19 protein-coding genes and 1 tRNA gene are annotated in these 25,268 nt (G+C 68.2%); 12 read left to right on the top strand and 8 right to left on the bottom strand.

What is annotated here, in order from left to right; all coding sequences use genetic code 11:
* Window positions 1-30: 30 nt before the first annotated feature.
* Window positions 31-1,281, top strand: a complete 1,251-nt coding sequence (locus K3G64_RS05460) for a KasA/KasB family beta-ketoacyl-ACP synthase (protein ID WP_238889544.1) — start codon at window positions 31-33, stop codon at window positions 1,279-1,281.
* Window positions 1,282-1,285: 4 nt separating this feature from the next.
* Here K3G64_RS05460 and K3G64_RS05455 read toward each other — a convergent pair whose 3' ends face one another.
* The 4 genes from K3G64_RS05455 to K3G64_RS05440 form a co-directional block, all read right to left on the bottom strand.
* A complete protein-coding gene (locus K3G64_RS05455) occupies window positions 1,286-2,137 on the bottom strand; it encodes a cyclopropane mycolic acid synthase family methyltransferase (RefSeq protein ID WP_238889542.1) in 852 nt (283 codons plus the stop codon).
* A gap of 128 nt (window positions 2,138-2,265) precedes the next feature.
* Entirely contained in the window at window positions 2,266-3,207 is a 942-nt protein-coding gene (locus K3G64_RS05450) for a cyclopropane mycolic acid synthase family methyltransferase (protein WP_305071276.1), read from the bottom strand.
* Between the two features lie 253 nt (window positions 3,208-3,460).
* Complete coding sequence (locus K3G64_RS05445) at window positions 3,461-5,836, bottom strand: flippase-like domain-containing protein (RefSeq protein ID WP_238889540.1); 2,376 nt, start codon at window positions 5,834-5,836, stop codon at window positions 3,461-3,463.
* A gap of 193 nt (window positions 5,837-6,029) precedes the next feature.
* Window positions 6,030-7,691, bottom strand: a complete 1,662-nt coding sequence (locus tag K3G64_RS05440) for an alkaline phosphatase D family protein (RefSeq protein ID WP_238889538.1) — start codon at window positions 7,689-7,691, stop codon at window positions 6,030-6,032.
* Window positions 7,692-7,854: 163 nt separating this feature from the next.
* Between K3G64_RS05440 and K3G64_RS05435 the strand changes: the two genes are divergently transcribed.
* Together K3G64_RS05435 and K3G64_RS05430 are read left to right on the top strand one after the other, a co-directional pair.
* Window positions 7,855-8,841 carry a PQQ-dependent sugar dehydrogenase gene (locus K3G64_RS05435; protein ID WP_238889536.1) on the top strand — a complete coding sequence of 329 codons (987 nt, stop codon included), beginning with the start codon at window positions 7,855-7,857 and terminating at the stop codon, window positions 8,839-8,841.
* Window positions 8,842-8,882: 41 nt separating this feature from the next.
* A complete protein-coding gene (locus tag K3G64_RS05430; protein WP_238889534.1) occupies window positions 8,883-10,262 on the top strand; it encodes a cytochrome P450 in 1,380 nt (459 codons plus the stop codon).
* A gap of 1 nt (window position 10,263) precedes the next feature.
* Here the strand turns inward: K3G64_RS05430 and K3G64_RS05425 are convergent, their stop codons facing one another.
* Window positions 10,264-10,602 (bottom strand): hypothetical protein, encoded by a 339-nt coding sequence (locus K3G64_RS05425; protein WP_238889532.1) that lies wholly within the window; start codon window positions 10,600-10,602, stop codon window positions 10,264-10,266.
* Window positions 10,603-11,005: 403 nt separating this feature from the next.
* On the opposite strand from K3G64_RS05425, the gene K3G64_RS05420 reads away from it, so the two are divergent.
* The 4 genes from K3G64_RS05420 to K3G64_RS05405 all read left to right on the top strand — a co-directional run bounded on the left by K3G64_RS05420 (window position 11,006) and on the right by K3G64_RS05405 (window position 16,574).
* Complete coding sequence (locus K3G64_RS05420) at window positions 11,006-13,471, top strand: CocE/NonD family hydrolase (RefSeq protein ID WP_238889530.1); 2,466 nt, start codon at window positions 11,006-11,008, stop codon at window positions 13,469-13,471.
* Between the two features lie 139 nt (window positions 13,472-13,610).
* Entirely contained in the window at window positions 13,611-15,419 is a 1,809-nt protein-coding gene (locus K3G64_RS05415; RefSeq protein ID WP_238889528.1) for a bifunctional serine/threonine-protein kinase/transporter substrate-binding domain-containing protein, read from the top strand.
* 303 nt (window positions 15,420-15,722) lie between these two features.
* Window positions 15,723-16,217, top strand: coding sequence for a DUF5994 family protein (locus K3G64_RS05410; protein WP_238889526.1), 495 nt, complete (start codon window positions 15,723-15,725; stop codon window positions 16,215-16,217).
* Between the two features lie 153 nt (window positions 16,218-16,370).
* Window positions 16,371-16,574 (top strand): cold-shock protein, encoded by a 204-nt coding sequence (locus K3G64_RS05405; RefSeq protein ID WP_238889524.1) that lies wholly within the window; start codon window positions 16,371-16,373, stop codon window positions 16,572-16,574.
* A gap of 99 nt (window positions 16,575-16,673) precedes the next feature.
* On the opposite strand, the gene selD is transcribed toward K3G64_RS05405, so the two are convergent.
* Complete coding sequence (gene selD / locus K3G64_RS05400; protein WP_238889522.1) at window positions 16,674-17,666, bottom strand: selenide, water dikinase SelD; 993 nt, start codon at window positions 17,664-17,666, stop codon at window positions 16,674-16,676.
* Between the two features lie 39 nt (window positions 17,667-17,705).
* Between selD and K3G64_RS05395 the strand changes: the two genes are divergently transcribed.
* Window positions 17,706-17,800 (top strand) — tRNA-Sec (locus K3G64_RS05395).
* Between the two features lie 12 nt (window positions 17,801-17,812).
* Here K3G64_RS05395 and K3G64_RS05390 read toward each other — a convergent pair.
* Entirely contained in the window at window positions 17,813-17,968 is a 156-nt protein-coding gene (locus K3G64_RS05390; protein WP_238889521.1) for a hypothetical protein, read from the bottom strand.
* Between the two features lie 44 nt (window positions 17,969-18,012).
* On the opposite strand from K3G64_RS05390, the gene selA reads away from it, so the two are divergent.
* The 4 genes from selA (at window position 18,013) to K3G64_RS05370 (ending at window position 24,247) form a co-directional block, all read left to right on the top strand.
* Window positions 18,013-19,293 carry an L-seryl-tRNA(Sec) selenium transferase gene (selA, locus tag K3G64_RS05385; protein WP_238889519.1) on the top strand — a complete coding sequence of 427 codons (1,281 nt, stop codon included), beginning with the start codon at window positions 18,013-18,015 and terminating at the stop codon, window positions 19,291-19,293.
* On the top strand, window positions 19,281-20,960 hold the full coding sequence (locus tag K3G64_RS05380; protein ID WP_238889517.1) for a selenocysteine-specific translation elongation factor: 1,680 nt from the start codon (window positions 19,281-19,283) through the stop codon (window positions 20,958-20,960). The genes selA and K3G64_RS05380 overlap by 13 nt, the downstream gene beginning before the upstream one ends.
* A gap of 87 nt (window positions 20,961-21,047) precedes the next feature.
* Window positions 21,048-22,877, top strand: a complete 1,830-nt coding sequence (locus K3G64_RS05375) for a glycoside hydrolase family 15 protein (RefSeq protein WP_238889515.1) — start codon at window positions 21,048-21,050, stop codon at window positions 22,875-22,877.
* A 5-nt stretch (window positions 22,878-22,882) separates the two neighbouring features.
* Window positions 22,883-24,247 (top strand): glucose-6-phosphate dehydrogenase, encoded by a 1,365-nt coding sequence (locus tag K3G64_RS05370; RefSeq protein ID WP_238889513.1) that lies wholly within the window; start codon window positions 22,883-22,885, stop codon window positions 24,245-24,247.
* A gap of 17 nt (window positions 24,248-24,264) precedes the next feature.
* Here K3G64_RS05370 and K3G64_RS05365 read toward each other — a convergent pair whose 3' ends face one another.
* Window positions 24,265-25,266: a TerC family protein gene (locus K3G64_RS05365; protein ID WP_238889511.1), complete on the bottom strand. Its 1,002-nt coding sequence runs from the start codon at window positions 25,264-25,266 to the stop codon at window positions 24,265-24,267.
* Window positions 25,267-25,268 lie beyond the last annotated feature (2 nt).

Below are 25,268 nucleotides of genomic sequence, written 5' to 3'. Positions count from 1 at the left end.
TGGCGAGTGCACGTCTAAGGAGTATCGGACATGGCCGCGCTGAGAACCGGCGACGGGTTTCCCGATGTCGTCGTTACCGCAGTGGTATCGACGACCGCATTGGCGGTTGGCGCCGAAGAGACCTGGCAGCGATTGCGGATGTGCGCCAGCGGAATCGGCATGCTCGACAAGTGGTTCGTCGAGGAACTGAACTCGCCGGTGCGGATCGGCGGCCTGCTCCTGGACAGCTTCGATGAGGAGCTGAGCCGCGTCGAACAACGCCGCACATCGTTCATGCAGAAGATGTCCACGGTGCTCGGGCGCCGACTCTGGAAAGCTGCAGGCGACCCGGACGTCGACAAGAGGCGTCTGACCGCGTCCGTCGGCCTGGCGCTGGGCTCGACTGAGGAGATTCCCGCCCAGCACGACGACTGGCGGCAGAAGGGCATGCGCGCGGTGTCGCCGCTGACGATACAGATGTACATGCCCAACGGGGCCGCCGCTGCGGTCGGCTTGGATCACCAGGCCAAAGCGGGGATCCTCTCGCCGGTGATGGCCGACGCATCTGGCGCGGCGGCGATCGCCTACGCCTGGCGGCAACTGGTCATGGGCGAGGCTGACGTCGCGATCTGCGGAGGCGTCGAGACCCACATCGAGGCGGTGCCCGTTGCAGCGTTTCTTCAGCAGGGGATCCTCTCCATCAACAACGACGATCCCGCAGGCGCGTGCCGCCCGTTCGACGAATACCGCGATGGCATGGTGCTGGGGGAGGGCGGTGCCTTGTTGCTGATCGAAACCGAGGAGCACGCCCGGGCGCGGGGCGCGCGCCCGCTGGCTCGCCTGATGGGCGCGGCCATCACCTCGGACGGCTACGACTTCGTGGTACCCGAACCCAGTGGCGAGAGTGCCGCCGACGCGATGGTGCGGGCCGTTCAGCTGGCCGGCCTGGCGCCGGCGGACATCGACCACGTCAACGCCCACGCCACCGGAACCAGGGCAGGCGATCTCGCCGAGGCGCACGCAATCCGCCGCGCATTCGGCGGTCACAATCCGGCGGTGTACGCGCCGAAGGCCGCTCTGGGACACTCACTGGGCGCGGCAGGTGCGGTCGAGGCCGTGCTGACGGTGCAGGCGCTGCGCGACGGCGTCATCCCGCCCACGCTCAACCTGACGCGCCTCGACCCCGAGATCGATCTCGATGTCGTCACCGAGCAGCCCCGCCCAGGGCGCTACCGCTATGCGCTGAGCAATTCGTTCGGCTTCGGCGGCAACAACGTCTCGCTCGCGTTCGGGGCGTACTGATCCCCTACTTGACGAGGGTGAACTGTCCGACGTAGCTGACGTTGCGCTGGAAGAAGTCCGAGCAGCCGATCAGGTAGCGCATGTATCGGTCATAGATCTCCTGCGACGTCACCGCGATCGCCTGGTCCCTGGCGGCCTCCAGCTTCTCCGCCCAGGTGTCGAGTGTGCGCACGTAGTGCGAGGTCATGGTGTCGAGGGCCTCGACGGTGAAGCCGGCGTTGCCGGAGTACTCGATGACGTCCTCGTCGCACGGCACCGATCCGCCGGGGAAGATCTCCTTGGCGATGAACCGCATGAACTTCAGGTCCGACATCACGATCGGGATGCCCATCTCCGGCCAGCGCTTGAGCGGATGGCCCATGATGGTCTGCAGCACCATCCGGCCGTCGTCGGGCATGATGCGGTAGCAGGTGTCGAAGAACGCCTTGTAGCGAGACTTGGGGAACGCCTCGAACGCCTCGATGGACACGATGCGGTCGACGGGCTCGTCGAACTCCTCCCAGCCCTTCAACAGCACCCGCCGGGAGCGGTCGCTGTCCATCTCGTCGAGGATCTGCTGGCCCAGCGCGCGCTGGTTGCGGCTCAACGTCAGCCCGACGACGTCCACGTCGTACTTCTCCACCGCGCGCTTCATCACCGAGGCCCACCCGCAGCCGACGTCGAGCAGCGTCATGCCCGGACGCAGATCCAGCTTGCCGAGCGCGAGATCGATCTTGGCGATCTGCGCCTCTTCGAGCGTCATGTCCTCGCGCTCGTAGTACGCGCAGCTGTACGTCCGCGTGGGGTCCTGGAACAGGCCGAAGAACTCGTTGGAGATGTCGTAGTGGGCCTGGACGTCTTCGTAGGCCACCTTCATGGCCGTCCCAGATGTCGTCCCAGACGCTTTCCCCGAGCCTTCTAACATCTCCCGGTGACCTCCTCCAACGGTCCTTCAGCCAATGCGACGTGCCAGGCTAATCGGTATATCGCAGTTTTCGTAATCGGCTAAGCGGGCGATTTTTCGCACGTGTACTGCGCGACGTCGGTATAGCCCTCGCGGAACAGATCCGCGCAACCGGTCAGGTATTTGTGGAACCGTTCGTAGATCTCTTCGGAGGTGATTGCGATCGCCTCGTCCTTCTTGGCTTCCAGGTTGGCCGCCCACGTGTCCAGCGTCTTGACGTAGTGCGGCTGCAGGTGCTGCTCGCGGGTCACGGTGTAGCCCGCCTTGACGGCGTGCTCCTTCACCATCGAGCCCAGGGGCAGACGGCCACCGGGGTAGATCTCGTCCATGATGAATTTGATGAAGCGCACCCGCGACATGGTCAGCGGCAGTCCCTTGGCCTTGATCTCCTCATCCTCGGGGATGATGATCGTGTGTAGCAACATCACGCCGTCGTCGGGCATCCAGTTGAACGTCTTCTTGAAGTAGTCGTCGTACTTGTTGAAGCCGAAGTGCTCAAATGCGCCGATCGACACGATGCGGTCGACCTTGCCGTCGAAGTCCTCCCACGGCTGTAGCCGCACCTCCATCTTCCGGTCGCTCTTCAGATTGGCGAACCAGTAGTCCTCGATGTGCTGCTTCTGGTTCTCCGACAGCGTCAATCCGATGACGTTGACGTCGTACTTCTCCACGGCGCGCGCGATCGTCGAGCCCCATCCACAGCCGATGTCGAGCAGTGTCATGCCCGGTTGCAGGCCCAGCTTGCCCAGCGAGAGGTCGACCTTGGCCCGCTGCGCCTGCTCGAGGGTGTAATCGTCCTTCTCGAAGTATGCACAGCTGTAGGTCTGGGTCGGGTCCTGCCACAGCTTGAAGAAGTCGTTGGAGATGTCGTAGTGGAACTGGACTTCCTTCTTGTCCGATCCGCGGGTCTGCGACGCGGACTTCGACAGCCACTTGGACTGCGCCTGCGGGGAGCTTTGCGTTGCGTTTGAGGTCTCGCTCACGGTCCACCCTTTGGTAGTTCGAGGGATCGGTATTCAACAATCGCGCAGTTTCTCTCGACACGACGCACCGACCATACATCTCGTGGAAGCTCCATCGCCGCTGAGCGTCGACATATACCGGCGCGTCGATTATCGCTCTTTCGCCGCGTCGATCGCGGGATGTAACTGGGCAAAGACCGGGCGCGTCGACTGGAGTGCCGCAATATCCCGTACACGCCCTGTTCGCGAGACCAGATCACCGCGCTGGACGTCGTCAGATCCGTCCGTTCGTCGTCATCCAGCGCATCACCTGCCACCCGACGAACACCGGCAGCCACGCCGTGAGCACCCGGTAGAGCAACACCGAAGGCACTGCGATCGCGGCGGGCATGCCGAATGCGGCGAGGCCGCCGATCAGCGCCGCCTCGACTGCGCCCACCCCGCCGGGGGTCGGCGCCGCCGATGCCAGCGTGCCACCGACCATCGTCACCACCGTCACGGTGATGAAGGAGGTGTCGCCGCCGAACGCCTCGATGGCGGCCCACAGCGCGAACGCGTTGCCCAGAGTCGTGGCGGCGCAACCGGCCATGATCACCGCCAGCCGCTTGGGTTCACGCGCAAGCTCGACGAGATGGCCGACCATCTCCTGCAGCCGCGGCCGCACGGCGGTGGCCAGCCACTGCCTGACCCTGGGCACCAGCAGCGAGGTGCCGATCAGGCCCAGCAGCACGCCCGCGACCAGATACAGCACGGTGGCGCTCGGCACGAACCGTGCGAGATCGGCCGACACACCGGCGGCGGTGCTGAAGAAGATCAGCAACCCGATGTGGGTGATCACCTGCACCGACTGCTGCAGCGCCACCGCCGTGGTGGCGCGCATCGGGCTCACGCCGCCCTTCTGCAGGTACCGCGCGCTCAACGCGAGACCGCCGACACCGGCGGGCGTGGTGGTCGCGGCGAACTTGTTGGCCACCTGCATGACCACCAGCCCACGCAGCTTGACCAGGCCGTCCGCGCACGCCCACAGCGCCGCCGCCGCCCCGACATACGTCAGGCCCGACGCCGCCAGGCCCAGCGCCGCCCACCACCAGTTCGCGGTGCGCAGTTCGGTGATGAACGTGGGCACCGAACTGATGAACGGGTAGGCGACGTAGACCAGGGCGGTCAACAGCACCAGCTGGATCAGCTGACTGCGGGTGAACCGGGTGACGGTCTCGGCCCGGATCTCGTCGACCCGGGCCTGGCGTTTGACCTCGTCGCGCGCTGCGGAGATGACGGCCTTGGCGTCGGTGACCGACTGTCGGATACTCGACGGCACAGCGGCTTTGGTGAGCCGGCGCGACGCCAGCAGCACCGTGTCCTTGCCGAACGCGTCGATCGCGGCACGCACCGCCGACTCGGCGTCGTAGAGGTGCGTCGTCGTCACCAGCAGCTGGGCGATGTCGGATCGCAGCTGGGCGTCGGTGGCGCCGTACTCGGCGTAGGCGAATCCGCCGAACAGCACCGCGTCGCCGTCGACGGTGATCTCGCTGCTGCGCAGGTCGCCGTGCGAGATCTGGCAGTCGTGCAGCTCGCTCAGCGATTCCCAAACGCGCACAACGGAAATGGTCTCGGCGCGGTCATCCAGCGGCGCCCCACGGGCGGGTGTGTGAGCGTAGAGCGTCCAGCCGCGATCCAATGCGGCGACGGCGACCGTCGATGTGTTGGCCAGCTTCAGCTCACCGATCGCAATGGCCATCAACGCGCGGTGCTCGACCGCGCGGCGCATGGACGCGTGCAGTGGCGCGGTTTCCCGGTCGCGCAGCCGCGCCTTGCTCCACAGCTGCCGCAGCACGCCGCCGCCGCGCTGGTGGGGTCCGTACAACTCCATCACCGCGGTCGACCGATGCCCTTCACACGTCGCGCTCAGCGACAGCGGGCCTGCGCCGGCCGGCCGCAGCACGGTCAGGCCGCACACCACGCATCCGCGCCGGGCCATCGCGACCACGGCACTGTCCAGCGGCACCTCCAACCCGGGCGTGCCGACGACCAGGACGACGAGCGCCCCGACGAACCACCCGACGGCCAGCCCGAACAGGGAGCGGGCCGGCACCACCGCGCTGATCACCAGGTGGATCGGCACGAACGCCAGCAGCAGCGCCCACCACCAGCGCCGCCAGCGTGCGGGCAGCCACGGTCCCGACACGGTCAGCACCGCCGCGAGCATCGCAATCCAGCGCGGGTCGTCGACGAACTGCGAGGCGAAGGTGTCGAGCCGTTCGGACAGGTCGAAATGCCAGCGCGGCGCCGCGATGCCGACACCGCTGATCGACAGCGCCAGGCCGGCGATGCCTGCGGCGGCCGCATACGCGCCGAGCAGCTTCCACTGCCGCGAGACGATCAGGCTCACCAGGATCACGAACGGCAGCGCGACGATTGCGATGCCGTACGCCAGGTACACGAGGTTGGCCTGCGTGGGGGTGAGGACGCCGACGATCTCGGAGATCGACTGCTCCAGCGCCACCCACTCGTTGCGGGTGATCAGCGAGCTGATGGTCACGACGACCAGGAGCGCCGCGGCCAGGGCGACCCGGACGATGTCGTTGGTCCGGCGTGTCAACGGTTGCAGCAGGCTGCCCGAGACGGTGATGTCCCGTCCGTCAACGCGCATATGTCAACGATCTTCCGGAGTCGTGGCCGCGTCGGGTAGCGACCCGCCGACAACTTAACGCCGGAAGGGGCTCAGATGGCGTATTGCCTGGGCTGGTGCTGCACCGAGACCCAGTGCTCGGTGGAGTTGGCCAGCCGCAGTCGGCGATGCGGTGCGGTCGGGCTTTACTACCCGGCCCAGCCGCCGTTATACGTCAGAGCAGCTTGTGCTCGATCACGGTGACCAGTCGCGGCTTGCGCCAGTTGCCGGTGACCTCCTCCATCCGCACGCCCACTTCGCCGCCGGCGATCTCCAACGTGCCGATCTGGTTGCGGAAGTGCGGCTTGGTCACCGGCGCCCACCGCAGCCGCGGCCTGCCGACGCGCGTGGTGGCCAGCAGCGCGCGCCCGAGCAGCGCTGCAACGCGAGTGTGGCCGAACAGCAACGGGATTCGCTCGTTGATCCGTAGATCTTTGCGAAAGCCGGAACACACCATCTGCCAGATCTTGCTGCGTGCGGGCGGGACGTCGTCGGGCAGGCTCACCTCGGAAACCCAGCAGTGGTGCACGTCGCCGCCGAACATCAGCACCGTCGCGGGCGGCTCACTGCGCTTGCCGGTTGCCACGTCGATTACCAGCTCCTCGAACTCGCGGTAGCTGCGCTGGAACGCCGCCCAGTGGTCCATGTCGGCGGTGCGCCGGATCTTCTCGGCCACCCCGCACATCCGCTTGCCCCAGGCGCGGTCCCCGACGGCCTCCGCCCATGCCTCGGTGTCCTGCAGGCCGCTGGGCAACAGGAACGGTAACGAGCTGGCGAGCAGTAGGTGCTGGTAGTCCCCGTCGGCTCTGTCGCGAATCCACTCCCACTCGTCGTCGGTCATCATCTGGCGCTTGCCCGGTTCGAGCTGCCTGCCGGTGCGGGCGTCCATCATGATCAGCCGCGCGTCGCCGAAGTCGTGGCAGTAGCTGAACCGGGACAGTCCCTCGTCGCTCTCGGCCTGTTCGGCCATGTCGCGCAGCAGCGCGGTGCCGTCGCGGGTCTGGCAGATGCGTTGGTAGGTTTCCTCTTCCGCGAGTTCCTGCGGCGACAGGTTGCCCAGGTGCTGATACACCCAGTACGCCATCAGCCCGCCGAGGACCCGGTCCTCGTACCAGCTGGTGGCACGCATCTGCTCGAGCCAGTGCCGGGAGATGTTCCATTCGTTGTTGATCTCGTGGTCGTCGAACATCATCGAGGTCGGCACCGTCGAGAGCATCCAGCGCACGATCGGATCGGTCCAGGCGTCGCGGTACCCGGTGCAGTATTCGGTGAAGTCCTCGAGCACCTCGACCGGCCCGTCGGGGTGCACCCGGCGTCCGGCCACCTCCTCGGCGACGGTGGCGGGGACGTCGTCGGCGTAGAGCTGATCACCCATCATCATCAGCGCATCCGGCCACAGCGCCGAGGGCTGGCGCAGCATTCGCATCCCGTAGGTCTGCAGCACGTCGATGCCCTTGCCCTTCGGATGCCACCACCCCTTGTAGGTGTATGGCGGATGGTGGGGGGCAGACGCCCGGCAGGATCCGAACAGCAGGCGCAGATTTCCCGGGTCGGGCATCAGCCGGATGCGGGGCTGCGGAAAGGGGTAGTCCGGCGGCGGCCACGCCGTGACACCGTCGAGGCGCACCTCGTAGGGATGTTCGACGGACCGGTCGAGGCCGTCGATGCAGACGAGGGCGAAGTGGTGTCCCTCGACTTCGAAGGTGTCCGCCGATCGGCCGAGTATGTCGACGGTGCACGCGTTTCGGGTTTCCACCCAGATCGTCGCGTCGTTGTGACCGACATACCTGAGCAGCGGGCCCACCAACAGCTGGTCGTGTGCCGCGCCCTGATCCATGTCGAGCCCTCCTCGGTCTTCGCGTCGTATAGCCGAGTCGACGGGGGCAGAAACCGATCGCATTGCACCGGATCCCGCTGGGCAAAACGGGTAATCGGTCGCAGTGACCCGCCCGCTCAGAATCCGGACCATCGCCGCTCTCGTTTGCCCATTCCTGCTGCTCATGGCATGTGCGCACAGCGAGTCGCAGGGTCAGCCGGGTACGGCCCTACCGACTGTCATCGCGACCGACCTCGATGTGCCATGGGGTATCGCGTTTCTGCCCGACGGCAGCGCACTCGTCGCCGAGCGCAGCACCGGCGCGATCAAGCACATGACGGCGCCGGACCAACTGAGTCCGGTCGGCAACGTCGACGGCGTGGTGGCGCGCCCCGAAGGAGGTCTACTCGGTCTGGCCACCGGCGGACCGGACGTGTTCGCCTACCTGACCACCGGGCAGGACAACCGGGTGGTGCGAACAGGTTTCGACGGTGCCGCGCTCACCGCGCAGACCCCCATCCTCACCGGCATACCGGTGGCCGCGATCCACAACGGCGGTCGCATCGCGTTCGGGCCGGACGGCAAGCTGTACGTCGCGACGGGAGAGGCCAGTGAACCGCAGCTGGCGCAGGACCGGTCGTCGCTGGGCGGCAAGATACTGCGGATCAATCCCGACGGCTCGGTCCCACCGGACAACCCCTTCCCCGGCTCGCCGATCTGGTCGCTCGGCCACCGCAACGTCCAGGGCCTGGCGTGGGATTCGACCGGCCGGATGTGGGCAACCGAGTACGGCGCGAACCGGCTCGACGAGCTCAACCTCGTCAAGCCCGGCGGCAACTACGGGTGGCCGATGGCCGAGGGCCGTGCGGGAATCGAAGGTCTGACCGACCCCATGTTGCAGTGGCCGGTCGAGGCGGCGTCGCCGTCCGGGCTGGCCTTCTACGGCGGCGCGCTGTGGGTCGCCGCGTTGCGCGGACAACGACTCTTCCGGGTGCCGGTCGGGGCCGACGGCATGCTGGGCGAAGCGGAATCGCTGTTCGTCGGACGGTACGGGCGGCTGCGCACCGTGGTCGCCGCCCCCGACGGCAGCCTGTGGTTCACCACCAGCAACCGTGACGGACGCGGCAATCCACGAGAAGGCGACGACAAAATCCTGCGGTACCGGCCGTGAAACGGTTCTCCTAGCGGGCGCGCGGTTGTACGCTATTAGGCATGAGTCCAACAACGCCGGCTCTGCCGCCGGGTCCGCGGCTGCCCTCGTTCGCCCTGCTGTTGCTGATGATGAGGTGGTGGCCGCAGGTGGTGGCGCTTTGCAGGCGCCGCTACGGCGACGTCTTCACACTGCGCAACTCCGTGATGGGCGACATGGTGTACCTGGCCGATCCGGCCGACATCAAGACCGTGTTCGCCGGCGACCCACGAATATTTCATGCGGGCGAGGCGAATTCGATGCTTGCCGGGCTGCTGGGCGACAGTTCGGTGCTCGTGGTCGACGACGATGTGCACCGCGAGCGCCGTCGCTTGATGATGGCGCCGTTCCACCGCGACGCCGTCGCCGCGCAGGCCGGGGTGATGGCCGACATCGCCGTCGAGAACATCGCGGGTTGGCCCGTCGGCACGCCGTTCGCCGTGGCGCCGAGGATGTCGCAGATCACGCTCGAAGTGATTCTGCGGACGGTTATCGGCGCCAGCGACCCCGCTCGGCTGGCCGCGCTGCGCGACGTGATGCCGCGACTGCTGAGCGTCGGCCCGTGGGAGTCGCTGGCGATCGCCAAGCCCAGGCTGCAGAAGCTTTTCCCGTGGCGCCGGTTGCGGCGCAACATCGCCGCCGCGGACAGGTTGCTCTACGACGAGATCGCCGAGCGCCGCGCGGATCCGAGGCTGGCCGAGCGCACCGACGCCCTGGCGATGTTGGTGCGGGCCGGAACGGACGATGGCGCACCGATGAGCGACCGAGAACTGCGCGACCAGCTGATGACCCTGCTCGTGGCCGGCCACGACACCACTGCCACCGGGCTGTCGTGGGCGCTGGAGCGGCTGACGCGTCACCCGGACATCCTCGCCAAGGCGGTGCGCGCGGCCGAGGAGGGCGACGACGAGTACCTCGACGCGATCGCCAAGGAGACACTGCGGGTCCGGCCGGTGGTGCCCGACGTCGGGCGCATCCTCACCGAGCCGGTGGAAATGGGCGGCCATCGCCTGCCGGCCGGAGTGATGGTGGTCCCCAGCATCACGCTGGTGCACGACGACGCCGGCCTGTATCCGCAGCCGCAACGCTTCGACCCGGACCGGATGGTCGGCGCCACGCTGAGCCCGGCGACGTGGCTACCGTTCGGCGGCGGCAATCGGCGTTGTCTAGGTGCGGGATTCGCGATGGTCGAGATGCGCGTCGTGCTGCGCGAGGTGTTGCGACGGGTGGACCTGAAGACCACGACCGCCACCGGCGAGCGGGCGAAGATCAAGCATGTGATCCTGACGCCGCAGCGCGGCGCGCGGATCACGGTCCGGGCAAAGAGGAACGTGCCGGCGGCGGCGGGCCAGATGCGATCCTGTCCCGCCGCCGCCGACACGTCATCCGCGACGCGGAGTTAGCTCAGGGCACGTCGGTGGCCGGCACGCTGGCGCATCCCACACCGGGGATGCAGCCGGCCGCGCCCTCGGGGCCGGCAGTGCCGGACGGGCCACCTGGAATCGCGCCGGTCGCTCCCTGGGGTCCGGCTGCGCCGGTCGGCCCACCGGGGATCGTGCCCGCGGCACCCTCAGGGCCGGCCACGCCGGCCGGACCGCCGGGGATGGCACCCGCTGCGCCCGCGGGACCCGCGACACCGCCGGGGGCGACGACACCAGGTGGCGGAGGCGGAACGAAAACGCCGGGGGGCGGCGGGGAGGCGGCACGTAGACACCCGGAGGCGGTGGCGGCGCGGGCGCCCATCCGGCGGGGGCAGGCGGCGGCGGGGGCGCCGCGCAGCCGGTGCCGTACGGGTCATAGCACCCGGCCGGGCCTCCTGCCGGGAGGAACGACGGAGAAGCGAAACCAGCGGGGGCCGCCGCGATGGCAGCAGCCGCCGCGCCGGCAAGCAGTATCGGCGAGAAGTTCCTGAGTGTGGTCAGCATGGCGGTGCTGTTGCCGCGAAATGAACACTTCAAACATCAAAATTTCACGACACTCCTGTAACAATCCTGCGTCAGTCCCGAGTCAGTCCTCGATCACTCCTGAACGGCCTTGGCAAGTGCGACAAATCTGGTGAGCGCGGCCGGGGGCGCTGTCAACGAACGTGCGCCGATTGACCGGAAAAGCAGCACAAATCGTCGGCTGCGCCGGTAGACACATGGGCATGGATGCGGGGAGGTATGTGGGTCGGATCGGCGGGCTGGCTGTCGCCCTCGGTATCGGGTCGGCGCTCTTCATGGGCCACGCGGTTGCCTCGGCTGAACCGGCCGATTCCTCGCAGAGCGATGCGCCCTCATCCTCGGCGACGGAAACCTCCACGGCGACGGACACGTCCGCCTCGACGGCGACGGACAAGTCGGCTGACACCGACGACCCGGGCATCGATGCCACCGATCAGACCGACGACTTCGGGGACCCCGATGACTTCGGGGACACCGACGACACCGACGACTCTGAAGGCTTAGAGGACGACGAATCGGCGCCCGACGACGAGACCGAGCAGTCGCCGACCACTCAGAAGCACTCGAACGAGCGGTGGGAGACCGACCAGGACGACGAGGCCACCAGCGACTCGAGTGACGAGTCGGAGCCCGGTGCAGTGTTTTCGTCGACACAGATCGTCGAGGGCGCGACCACGTCGGACGACGTCAAGACCACCGAGTCGGTGCCGGCCGTCGGCGCCCCGCAACCGACGGCCTACCCGGCACCGGCGACGGTCATGCGCAGCGTCACCATGGTGGTCGAGCCCACGACCACCTGGTCGGCCACGCCGGCCGAGCCGGCCGAGACGGAACCGCCTGTCGTAGCGACGGTTTCCCACATCGTCTCGGCGCTCGTCGGCCCCAACTCCGGTCTGGACGGTGCGCCGGCCGGGCCTGCCGACACTCCGCTGGGGTGGACGCTGGCCGCGGCGGCACGGCGCGAACTCGCCGCGGTCACCGTCGAGGAGCCGCAACCTCGAGTCGTCGCAGTCGCGTCCGTACCGTTGCTGACCCCGTTGCAGTACATCCCCGTGGTCGGACCGCTTTTCGTCACGCCCGTCGTCGCGGTGCTCAAGCAGTTGCCGTTCATCGGTGACATCTTGCACCCCCTGATCGGCTACCCGATCGGCTTCACCGGTGGGACGACACCGCGCGATGTGGTCGTGTACTCGGCCGATGGCACTCCCATCTACGTGCACTTCTTCCCGGCGCAGGGCGTGAACAAGGGCAAGGTCGCGCCGACGATCCTCAACGGCCCCGGCCTCGGACTGCCCGGTGAGACCAACCCGCTCGCCGAGGACAACCCGTTCATGCCCAACGACGTCATCGGCATGGCGCCCCTGCTGCGCAGCGGCTACAACGTCGTCACGTGGGACCCGCGCGGGGAATGGCAGTCCGGCGGTGTGCTGCAGATCGACCATCCGGACTACGAGGGCCGGGACATGCAGGCCATCATCAGTTGGCTCGCCGAGCAGCCGGAGGCCCTGCTCGACGCCACGGGTGATCCACGGGTCGGCATGGTCGGCGCCTCCTACGGCGGCGGAATCCAGTTGGTCACCGCGGCGATCGACAAGCGGGTCGACGCGATCGCCCCGACGATCGCGTGGAACAACCTCAACACCTCGCTGTACAAAGCGGAGGCAACCAAGACCAGCTGGGGCGCCATCCTCACCGCGGCGTTGCTACTCACCGGTTCGCGGTCCAACCCCAACATCTATGCGGCGGTGGCGACGGGCCTGCTGACCGGCCGACTCACCGACGCGCAGGTCCGGTTCCTCGACGAACGCAGTCCAGACCGGCTGCTCGGACAGATCACCGCGCCGACCCTGCTGCTGCAGGGCACCGTCGACACGCTCTTCTCGCTGCAGGAGGCGCACGAGAACGCGGAGGTTCTGCTTCGCCGGGGGGTGCCAACCAAGGTCGTGTGGTTCTGCGGTGGTCACGGCGCGTGCATCTCCGGCGAGGACGGCACGCTGGTCGAACGGGCGACGATGAACTGGCTCGACCGCTACGTCAAGCGTGAGCCGGTGTCTACAGGTCCGCAGTTCGAGTGGGTCGACCAGCACGGGCGGATCTTCGGATCGGATACTTATCCGGTCAAGCGGGGACCGTCGCTGCAGGTCGCTACCGCGACGAATCAGAACCTGCCACTGTGGCCGCTGCTCGGCGGATCCGGGCCGAATTTCCGTGCGCTGCAAGCCGGTCCAATCGGCGCGCTGCTGGGCATCCTGTCCGCGTCGGAAGCCGTCAACGCCGTGGAGCTCACCTTGCCGAGGCAGGCGACGACCCAGTACCTCGTCGGCGCGCCACAGCTGGCATTCACCTATTCGGGCACAGGTGTCAGCAGGCACGTCTACGCCCAGCTCGTCGACGACACAACGGGTTTGGTGCTGGGCAACCAGGTGACTCCGATACCGGTGATTCTCGACGGGCGCACGCGGGTCGCGACGGTGCCGCTCGAGCAGATCGCCCACACGCTGGCGCCCGGTCAGACGGTGACGCTGCAGATCGTCGCGTCGGCGGTCCAGTACCAGAGGTTCCTGTCGTGGGGCGCGATCAAGGTGACGAGCATCGAGCTCTCGTTGCCGACCGCGGATGCGGCGACCGTCATGACCACGCCGTCGGCGGACGTCGTCACGGCGGCCTGACCAGCAAGGATGGCGCCGGGCGGCGGACCTGTCGCGCAACGGCAAATTCCGCGTCGGCAACCACTAAGATCTCCTGGCAAACGTGATGTAACTTCAATCGACACACCGATGCGGGGTTGGCCGCCGAGGAGTTAACACGGTGGATGCGACACCATTCGGGCATTACCGGCTGCAGCGGCTGATCGGTCGCGGCGGCATGGGCGAGGTCTACCGCGCCTACGACACCAGGACCGACCGCATCGTCGCGCTCAAGGTGCTGCCCCCGGGCATGGCCGCCGACGAGGTCTTTCAGCAGCGGTTCCGCCGCGAGTCGCAGGCCGCGGCCGGGCTCAACGATCCCCACGTGGTCCCGATTCACGGGTTCGGTGAGATCGACGGGCGGCTGTACCTCGACATGCGGCTGATCGAGGGCCGCAATCTCGGCACGATCCTGTCCGATACCGGCAAACCGATCGACCGGACGCTGGCGGTCGCAGTGGTCGAGCAGGTCGCCACCGCGCTGGACACCGCGCATGCGGCGGGTCTGATCCACCGCGACATCAAACCGTCGAACATCCTGATCACCGACCGCGACTTCGTCTACCTAATCGACTTCGGCCTCGCCCGGGCCGCAGGTGAGCAGGGCCTCACGACCGCGGGCAGCACGCTGGGCACCATGGCCTACATGGCCCCCGAGCGGTTCGAGGGCAAGCCGGTCGACGCCACCGCCGACATCTATGCCCTGGCCTGCGTGCTCTACGAGTGTCTGACGGGAGTGCGTCCGTACCCGGCCGAGAGCCTCGAGCAGCAGATCGCCGGGCACATGACCAAGGAAGTGCCGCGGCCCTCGGCCATCGACCCGCGCTTGGCGGCATTCGATGAGGTGATCGCCAAGGGCATGGCCAAGAAGCCGGCCAAGCGATATCAAACCGCGGGTCAACTGGCCGAGGCCGCGCGGCGGGCGCTCAACGCCCCGGTGCGCGCGACGGGCAGCGGACGGCACGCGGCGCGGCGCGCCCCGGTGAAGAGGACGCGCGTGTCGCGGCGGGTGCTGGCGGTGGCCGCATCGGTGATGTTGGTAGCCGCGGTGGGCACCTTCGGGGTGCTGCAGTGGCGGGGCGGGCCCGGCCGCAGCGACACCAGGCCCGCGAGCGTCGCGGAGAGTTCGTCGACGGCGACGCCAGTGGCGGCCCCGGGTGCGGTGGAGGCCATCGCGGCCACGGTGCCCGAGGACATCCGGGCGTCGGGGCGGTTGGTCGTCGGTGTCAACACCCCTTATGCGCCAAACGAATTCAAGGATGCGAACGGCCAGATAGTCGGGTTCGACGTCGACCTGATGAACGCGATCACGCGCACCCTGGGACTGGCGCCCGAGTACCGCGAAACCGCGTTCGAGGCGATCCTGCCCTCGGTGCGTGCCGGCGACTTCGACGTCGGCATGTCCTCGTTCACCGACACCAGGGAGCGTGAGGAGTCCGTCGACTTCGTCACCTACTTCCGGGCAGGAACGTTGTGGGCGCAGCGCGCCGGCTCCGGTATCACCCCGGCCGACGCCTGCGGCCTGCGGGTTGGAGTGTCCTACGCGAGCTTGCAGGAAACCGAGGACATTCCGGAAAAGAGCGAGGACTGTGTCGCCGCCGGGAACGCGCCGATCGACAAGGTGGTCTACGTCAGCCAGGACGACCTCAACTCGGCGTTGATCAACGGCGAGGTCGACGCGATGGCCGCCGACTCGCCGGTGACCGGGTTCGCGATCAAGACCTCCGGCGGAGCGCTGGAACCGGCCGGTGACGTGTACAACTCCGCACCGTACGGCTGGCCGGTGGCCAAGGGGTCGGCGCTGGCGGAGTCGCTGCGCCAGGCGTTGGCGCACCTGATCTCGACCGGTGAATACCGCACGATCGCGGTCATGTGGGGTGTCGAGAAGGGCATGATCTCGACACCGGTCATCAACGGTGCGACCCGGTGACCACCCGCGCGGTCGACGACCACTACGTGTAGCCTTGAGAAAGGCCGCAAACGGTCCGGCAGTGCCGTCGCTACACCTTTCTCTAGATCTATCGATGTGCCCTGTGTTCCCACGGCCGGCCGACAGAAGGGTGTCGGCCGAGCCGCACTAGTTAAGGACTTGCTTTATGAAGTCATCCGATCTGTTCTCCCATCCCCAGGAAGCCGAGTTCGTCGCGCCCGACCGCGGGTCGGACGAACCGGTGAAAAACCCGGAATTCTCCGACCGGCCTGACCGAAAGTCATCTTCCAACTCGTCCAATTCATGAACGGTTTGACGGGTGCGCGCCGACTGGCCCGGCCCGTCCGCCTCGTGCTGGCACATGAGCTGGGGTCTGCGCTCGACGGTGCGTGGTGGCCCCATACCGGCTCGGTGGCGGGCGAACTGCCCGCTCTGATCGAGGCCTTGCACAAGCCGCTCGGCGAGATCGTCGATCTGCGGGTGAACTGGTCAGCCACCCAGGGTGCGCTCGAATTCGACTCCCTGCTCAACGGTGTCGGGTCCAAGAAGGTCCCCTCCCGCCGGCATCACCGACTGATGGCGGTCATCGGCCGCACAGCCTCTGCCAAACTCCTTGTCCTGCCCCATATGACGACAGCCGCGCTGGGCATCCTCGTCATGCGGTGTGCGGCCGGCAAGCCGCTCGACGCCGCTCAACAGGACAGCCAGTGGTGCACGTCGGCCCAGGAAGTCGTCTCCGATGCGCAGGCGCAGAGCGTGTTGTGGGGCGGCGGCGTGAGGGACGTCGCGGCGACGTGAGCGCAATCGCTCGCTGACTCATCGAAGTCTGTTGGGCTACAACGCCTTCGGTGTCACATGGGGACGTGTGTGCGCGCCCGGGTGTATTCGCCGTGCTACTGTTGACCGTGGATGTCTGTCGACATCCGTTCACTATGAGAGAAGTTGAGAAGTATGGCACAGGGAACCGTCAAATGGTTCAACGAAGACAAGGGCTTTGGCTTCATCGCCCCCGATGAAGGTGCGAAGGACGTCTTCGTCCATTACAGCGAGATCAGCGGCGGCGGATTCCGCACCCTTGCGGAGAACCAGCGCGTCCAGTTCGACATCGAGCAGGGCGGCAAGGGTCCGCAGGCGGTGGGAGTGACAGCCGTCTGACACACACTTCGTGACAGTGGGCCGGTGGGTGAACCATCGGCCCACTGTCCGTTTTCAGGCTGGCGTGAAGCTGCTTCGGCACCGGCGCAGGGCCAGTCCTCAGCGCACGACGATCGTGTGCTCACCTCGCGGTATCAATTCGCCGACGACGGGTGCGCCGGGTATCTCGCCGGCGATCAGCAGGCCTCCCGAGGTCTGCGCATCGGCGAGCAACAGCTTCTCTGCGCCGTCGATGGCGGTCAGGTCGGCATGCGGCGCCACCCAGTCGAGGTTGCGCCGGGTGCCGCCGCTGACATAGCCGGCCGCGAGCGCCTCGCGGGCCCCGTCGAGGTAGGGCACCGCCGCCGCGTCGATGACCGCGGTGACCCCACTGGCCCGGGCCAGCTTGTGCAGGTGCCCGAGTAGGCCGAAACCGGTGACGTCCGTGGCGCTTTGAACACCGGCAGCCACCGCTGCCGCGGCGGCCGCGGCGTTGAGTGTCGTCATCACCGCGATGGCCTCCGGAAAGATCTCCCCGGTGGCCTTGTGTCTGCTGTTAAGCACGCCGACACCGAGCGGTTTGGTCAACGACAGCGGCAGCCCGGGCTTCGCGGCGTCGTTGCGCAGCAGCCTGTCGGGATCACCGATCCCCGTGACGGCCAGCCCGTACTTGGGTTCGGGGTCGTCGACGCTGTGACCGCCGGCCAGGTGGCAGCCCGCGGCGGCGCACACCTCCAGCCCGCCGCGCAGCACCTCGGCGGCCAGCTCGAACGGCAGTACGTCACGCGGCCAGCCCAGCAGGTTCACGGCGACCACCGGGCGCCCGCCCATCGCGTAGACGTCCGAGAGCGCGTTCGTCGCGGCGATGCGGCCCCAGTCGTAGGCGTCGTCCACCACCGGCGTGAAGAAGTCCGTCGTGGCGATCAGGGCGAGGTTGCCGTCGATGCGCACGGCGGCCGCGTCGTCCCCGTCGTCGAGCCCGACCAGCAGTTCACCGGCCGGGTGGCGTGGCGCGGCACCGGTCAGGCCGCGCACCAATTCCTCCAGTTCACCGGGCGGGATCTTGCAGGCGCAGCCGCCGCCGTGGGCGTACTGGGTGAGACGGTAGCTCATGACCCCCATGCTGCCTGGCATCATCGGTGCATGGGCCAGGGAGGTGTATCCGGTCTGGTGACCGGCTCGGTCTTCAAAATCGCTGAGCGGCAGATCCTGTCGCTGGCGGGTTCGATTCCCGTCCACCTCCGCCACTTCTTCCTGCTTCACCGGTCCCAGACGATCCGGCCGTCGACCCCTAGCCGCGCTTTCTCCGACGGCGCGTGTGCGACCAGCCGACCGTCGTGCATGAGGTGGCAGACCCGCAGTAGTCGCAGCAGCCCCGCTCGATCGAGGGTGTCGTGACCCACCGAGATCGGCATGCCATCGATATACCCGCGAGCGAGCCGCCTGACATGATGGACCCATGATCGACCCGCGGCGGCGTGTCCCACGCACCGACGTGCTGCTCGCCGATCCGCGTCTGGTCGACGCCTCCCGAGTGCTCGGTCGCGAGCTGGTGAAAACCGTTGTCGCACAGGCTCAGCAGCGTGCCCGGTCCGGCGAGATCGAACCCGAGGAGGTCGCCGACGACGCGGTGGCGGCACTGCCTGCCGGAGCGGCGAGCCTGCGCCCGGTCATCAACGCCACCGGTGTGGTGGTGCACACCAACCTCGGCCGGGCGCCGCTGTCGCGGGCGGCGGTCGAGGCGGTGGTCACCGCCAGCGGTGCCACCGACGTCGAGTTCGACCTGCAGACCGGCCGACGCGCCCGCCGCGGCCGCGGGGCACTTGCCGCGCTGAGCCGCGCCGTGCCGACCGCCGGGGACGTGCACGTGGTCAACAACAACGCCGCCGCGCTGCTGCTGGCCGCGATGACCCTGGCGCCCGGCAAGGAGATGGTGGTCAGCCGTGGGGAGCTGATCGAGATCGGCGACGGCTTCCGACTGCCCGCGCTGATGGAGTCGACCGGCTCACGCATCCGCGAGGTGGGCACCACCAACCGCACCCACCTGCGCGACTATGCCGAGGCGATAACCCCCGACACCGGGTTCATCCTCAAGGTGCATCCGTCGAACTACGCCGTCAGCGGGTTCACCTCGTCGGTCAGCGTGGCGGAGTTGGCCGACCTGAGCCCGCCGCTCGTCGTTGACATCGGCTCCGGGCTCCTGACACCACATCCGTTGCTGACCGACGAGCCCGACGCCACGACCGCCCTGCGGGAAGGCGCCGACCTCGTCACCGCCAGCGGCGACAAGCTGCTCGGCGGACCGCAGGCGGGTCTGCTGTTGGGCTCCGCGGAGCTCATCGAGCGGCTGCGACGGCATCCGGCGGCGCGGGCGCTGCGGGTGGACAAGCTCACCCTGGCGGCGCTGGAGGCCACCCTCATCGGCCCACCGTCGCCGGTGGCGTCCGCGCTGGCGGCCGACGTCGCCGAATTACGCAGCCGCGCCGAACGATTGGCGGCTCAGCTGCCCGGCGCCGCGGCGGTCGACTGCGTGGCGGCCGTCGGCGGCGGCGGCGCACCCGGTGTCGCGTTGGCCAGCGCCGCGGTGAGCCTTCCCGAGTCCTTCGCCGCGCCGCTGCGCATCGGCGCCCCCGCAGTGGTGGGGCGACTGGAGGGCGCGCGGTGCCTACTCGACCTCCGCACGGTCGCGCCCGACGACGACCGCCTGCTCGTCGAGGCGGTGCGGGCGTGTATGTCGTAGCGACCGCGGGCCACGTCGATCACGGCAAGTCCACCCTCGTCGAGCAGCTGACCGGGATGTGGCCCGACCGCCTGGCCGAGGAGCAGCGCCGCGGGCTGACCATCGACCTCGGCTTCGCCTGGGCGCGGATCGACGGCCGCGACATCGCGTTCGTCGACGTGCCCGGCCACGAACGCTTCGTCGCGAACACGCTCGCGGGCGTCGGACCGGTCCCGGCGATCATGTTCGTCGTCGCCGCGACCGAAGGCTGGATGCCGCAGTCCGACGAGCACCTCGACGCGCTGCAGGCGCTGGGCGTGGGGCACGTGCTCGTGGTGATCAGCAAGGCTGACCTCGCCGATCCCGGCCCGGCGATCGCACAGGTGCGCCTGCGGCTGCCCGAGGCGCCGGTCGCAGTCGGGACCGACCTGAACAGCGTTCGCGCTGAATTGGTTTCGCTGGTGGACCGGCTACCTGCACCGGACCTCGACGCGGCCGTGCGGTTGTGGGTGGACCGCTCGTTCACGGTGCGTGGTGCGGGCACGGTGGTGACGGGCACGCTGGCGGCGGGCACCGTCCGCGTTGGCGACGTGCTCGAACACCGCGGGCGGCGCGTCACGGTGCGCGGGTTGCAGTCCCTGGGCCGAGACCGCACGGAGGTCGGCGCGGTGGCGCGGGTGGCGGTCAACCTGCGCGGTGTCGACCGCGGCGACATCGGCCGCGGCGACACGCTGTGCACACCGAATGCATGGCTGGACACCGCAGAAGTCGACGTCGCGCTGCGGCGACCCGGCGAACTGCACCGTCAACTGGTGCTGCACATCGGGTCAGCCGCGGTGCCGGTGCATGTGCGGCCGCTCGGCGACGTCGGGGCGCGACTGCGGATGGCGCATCCGCTGCCGCTGCGCATCGGCGACGTCGGCGTGCTGCGCGACCCGGGTGAACACCGCATCGCGGCAGGCGTGGAAGTCCTCGACGTGCGTCCACCGGCGCTGCGACGACGCGGGGCGGCGCGCGCGCGAGCCGAGGAACTGGCGACCGGCCGGGTGTCACCCACGCCGTGTGCACTCGCGAACGAACTGTGCGCCATGGGATTTCCGGTCGACGGTCTGCAGGTCGGGGACTGGATCGTCGACGAGCGGTGGTGGGCGCAGCGGCGTCGGCGAATGCTGGCCGCCGTCGAGGAGTGGTCGGCGGGCAACGACGTCGCGGCAGGCATGCCGCTGGAGACGTTGCGCCGACGAACCGGGCTGCCCGCCACCGATCTGCTCGCCCCGCTGCTGCACGGCACGGACCTGAGCGTGCGCGACGGTGTCGTTCGGCAGCTGGGGGCGGGCCTGCCCGAGCGCGTCGACAAGGCGGTGTGCACCGTGGAGGAGTGGCTGACCGCCGAGCCGTTCCGCGCGCCGGAGGCCGACGAACTGGCCGACCTCCTGCTCGGCCCGCGTGAGCTGGCCGCCGCGATCCGCGCCGGGCGGCTCACCAGGATCGCCGACGGTGTGGTGCTCGGCGCCGACGCTGTCGAGCGCGCCGCCGCCGTCCTGCGGTCGCTGCCGCAGCCGTTCACTGCCGCCGAAGCCAAACGCGCCCTCGACACCACTCGGCGCGTGGCCATTCCGCTGCTGGAACTCCTTGACGCTCAACGTCTTACCAGGCGTAACGCCGACGGCACGAGAGTCACCGTCTGAGGCAGGCTGGCCAACCACGCGCATTTTGCTACGGTGGGTGATGAACACCGCCAACGGGACCTTCCACCGTGAAGGCGACAAGGTGACATGACGCAAACAATCGACGACCTGCGTCCGGTACGACGCATTGGTGGCCACCTGCCCATCGCCGACTACGCGCTGATCGGGGACGGAAACGGATGCGCGCTGGTCGGTAGGGACACGGCGATCGAGTGGCTGTGCGTCCCGCGGTTCGACTATCCGCCGGCGATCTGCGGCCTGCTCGATCCCCAGCGCGGAGGGGTGTTCCGCATCCTGGCCGAAGAGGTCCTGGCCGCGTCGCAGTTCTACGAGCCGGACACCGGGGTGACGGTCACCCGCGTGCAGACAGCGCACGGCATAGCCGAAGTGGTCGATGCGTTTTTGCTGTCCCCGGATGCCGACCTCAGTCGGCAGGCATATGCCGGTGCCGGCGAGCTACTGCGCCGCGTCCAGGTGCTGGCGGGCCGTGTCGCGATCCGTCCGGACATTCAACTCCGCTGTGGCGCAGTGCGATCGAGATTCTGGGCCGGGGTGCTGCTGCAGCCCGATGACGATCGGGTGCCGGAGCTTCGGCTGTTCGTCGACCCGGCGCTCGACGCCGAAAGCCCCGTCGTGCTCGAGTCCGGTCAGGGGGCCGACGTGGTGCTGCGGTGGGCCCCGGGGTCGGCACGGCTGCAGCGCACGGACTGGCCGCGCAAGCTGTCCCCGACCGTGTCGGCCTGGCGCACGTTCGCCGCCGAAATCGACTACGACGGTCCACAGCGGGATCTGGTGCGCCGTTCGGCGCTCACCCTGAAGCTGCTCGACTACACGCAGAACGGAGCGATCGTCGCCGCTCCGACCTCGAGCCTGCCCGAAGAGATCGGCGGAGAGCGCAACTGGGATTACCGCTACACCTGGGTGCGGGATGCGGCGTTCAGCGTCTACGCATTGCGCCGCATCGGTCTGCCCCAGGAGGCCGATCGGTTCATGAGCTGGGTCCTCGACGCGGTGGAGCGTGACGGTGTGCCCCGGGTCATGTACACGCTCGACGGTGTCGCGCCGCCGCCGGAGGTGCTCGACCGGGAGCTTTCCGGTTACCGCGGCTCTGCTCCCGTGCGGTGGGGCAACGCCGCGGCCGAGCAGACCCAGCATGACGTCTACGGCGAGATCGCCGACTGCGTCTACCAGTGGGCCCGTGCCGGTAACGCCGTCGACGACGAGATCTGGAGTCACCTGCTGTCGATGGCCGAGTCGGCGGCCGCCAACGTACGCAAGCCCGACCACGGCATCTGGGAGGTGCGCAGCAGCGGGCGTCCGTTCACGTACTCGGTGGCGATGTGTCAGGTGGCACTGGACCGCACCGCGCGGCTCGGCAGCAGCCTCGAAATGCCCTGTGATATCCAGCGGTTCGCCGCCCAAGCGGATGAATTGCGTGAGCTGATCCTGGCGGATGCGTGGGACGAGGGCATGCAGTCGTTGACCGAACAACTCGGGGGCGGTGCGCTCGACGCCAGCCTGCTCGCCCTGCCCCTGCGCCGCGTGCTGCCCGCCACGCACCCGCGCATGGTCGCCACCACGCGCGCGGTGGAAGCCCGCCTCGGTGCCGGCGACGGGTTGATGTACCGGTATCTGCCCGACAGTTCACCCGACGGGCTCGCCGGCCACGAAGGCGCCTTCCTCCTGTGCAGTTTCTGGCTGGTCGACAACCTCGCCTACCAGGGCGAGCTGGACCGCGCACTGCAGCTGTACGACTCGCTGTGCGCACGCGCCGGACCGCTCGGCCTGCTGCCGGAGGAGATCGACCCGGGCACCGGCGCCTTCCTGGGCAACTATCCGCAGGCGTTCAGCCACATCGGGGTGATCTCGTCGGGCATCAACTTGACCCGGTCCCTGGCCGATCGGAGGACACAGTGAGCGACATGGTGCGATCGCTGCTGATCTTCGGCGCGACAGGCGATCTGGCGTCGCGGTACCTGTTCCCCGCATTGGCGCAGCTGCGTGCCGCCGGCGGTCTCGGTGACGAAGTGCGGATCCGCGGAGCGGGGCGGGAGACCTACGGTAGCGCCGACTTCGCCTCTCGGGTGTCGGACAAACTCGACGAGCACGCAGCGCACGTCCCCCGCGAGGCGAAGGACGGTGTGCTCGCCACGCTCGACTACGTACCAGCCGACGCCGCCGATCCCGATGACGTCGCCACCGCCCTCGACGGGCTGCCTGGACCGGTGGCCTGCTACTTGGCCTTGCCGCCGAGCGTGTTCGCGCCGGTCGTGGAGGCGCTGAAGCGGGCCGGTCTGCCCGAGGGCAGTCGCATCGTGGTGGAGAAGCCGTTCGGCACCGATCAGCGCAGCGCCCGCGCGCTCAACGACCTGCTCGCCGAGGTGACCGGTGAGGCGTACACGTTCCGCATCGACCACTTCCTGGCTAAGCAGACGGTGCAGAACGTCATCGGGCTCAGGTTCGCCAACCGGATCTTCGAGCCGCTGTGGAGCGCTGCGCACATCGAGCGGGTGCAGATCGTCTGGGACGAGGAACTCACACTCGAGGGCCGTGCCGGCTACTACGACCACACCGGTGCGCTGCGGGACATGTTGCAGAACCATCTGTTGCAGTTGCTCTGCCTGACCGCCATGGAACCGCCACTGTCGTTGACCCAGCACGACTTCCATGCGCGAAAGGCCGATGTGCTGCGGGCGGTGCGCACACCGGGTGACGACGATGTCGCCCGCCACACGGTTCGCGCCCGCTATACCAGCGGTGCCGTCGGCTCGCGGGAGGTTCCCGATTACGTGGCCGAACCGGGTGTGCAACCGTCCAACGAGACCGAGACCTACGCGCAGCTGACCTGCTGGATCGACAATTGGCGATGGGCCGGTGTGCCGTTCGAACTGCGCTCGGGCAAGGCGCTCGGCGGGAGCCGCAAAGCCATCGCCATCACCTTCCGCAGTGTGCCGCACCTGGTGTTCTGCGACCCCCACGACCCGGAGCCCAATGTGCTGGAACTGGGCCTCGACCCCGACCGCATCGGGCTGAGCCTGAACCTCAACGGCGCCGGTGACCCGTTCGATCTGGAGCAGGCGAACCTGAGTACGACGCTCGCGCCGCAGAAGTTGCCTGCCTACGCACGGCTGTTGCAGGACGTGCTGGCCGGCGACCCGACGCTGTCGATCAGCGCGGCCGAGGCCGAAGAAGCCTGGCGCATCATCGATCCGGTGCTCGATGCATGGTCACGCGGTGTCGCGCCGCTGCGCGACTACCCGGCCGGATCGTCCGCACCGATCCGGTAACGCGGCCGCCGCTCTTATCACCGTTGGTGCTCGTCTTCGGTGTGACCGCGCAACGAACCCGCGTGGGCCTTGGCCGTCGGGTCGCGGCGGGTCTTGATCAGGCTGGCCACCGTCACGATCGTCAGGATGACCACGATCACGCCCAGGCTGATCATGGTGGGCACCTCCGGGATCCGCTCGTCGATGTCGACGTGCGCCCAGTGCAGCACCAGCTTGACGCCGATGAACGCCAGGATGATCGACAGGCCGGTCGACAGGTAGACCAACCGATCGAGCAGGCCCTTGACGAGGAAGAACAACGCGCGCAAGCCGAGAAGCGCGAAAGCGTTGGCGGTGAACACGATGTAGGGCTCGGCGGTGATGCCGAACACGGCGGGGATGGAGTCGAGCGCGAACAGCACGTCCACGCTGCCGATCGAGATCAGCACCGCCAGCAGCGGTGTCACCACGCGGCGACCGTCCTCACGGGTGAACACCTTGCCGCCGTCGTACTCGCTGCTGATGGGCAGGAAGCGCCGGGTCGCCTTGACCACGACGTTGTTCTCGACGTCGGGGTCCTCGTCTCGATGCCGGAACAACTGCACGGCCGTCCAGATCAACAGCACACCGAACAGCAGGAACATGAACGAGAACAGCGACAGCAGCGTCGCGCCGATCGCGATGAAGATCGCGCGCAGGATCAACGCCAGGATGATGCCGAACGTCAGCACCTTGTGCTGGTGCTCCTCGGGAACCGCGAAAGTCGACATGATGATGACGAACACGAACAGGTTGTCGACCGACAGGCTCTTCTCGACGAGGTAGCCCGCGAAGTACTCGGTACCGGGGTCGGTGCCGTAGGCCAGCGTGAACCACACCCCGAACGCGATAGCGACGAGGATGTAGAACACCGACCACGCGGTGGCTTCGCGGAACCCGACCCGATGTGGTCGCAACGCCGCAAGCGTCAGATCCACGGCGAGAAGGACCACGATCACGGCGACGGTAACGCCCCACGTCAGCAGGCTGATATTGAGCATTC

Origin of the sequence: Mycobacterium sp. IDR2000157661, from assembly GCF_022317005.1 — a bacterium.
In the GTDB taxonomy this organism is placed as follows: Bacteria; Actinomycetota; Actinomycetes; order Mycobacteriales; family Mycobacteriaceae; genus Mycobacterium.
Note: the sequence above shows the minus strand (reverse complement) of the source record. Positions and strands in the feature narration are given on the sequence as shown.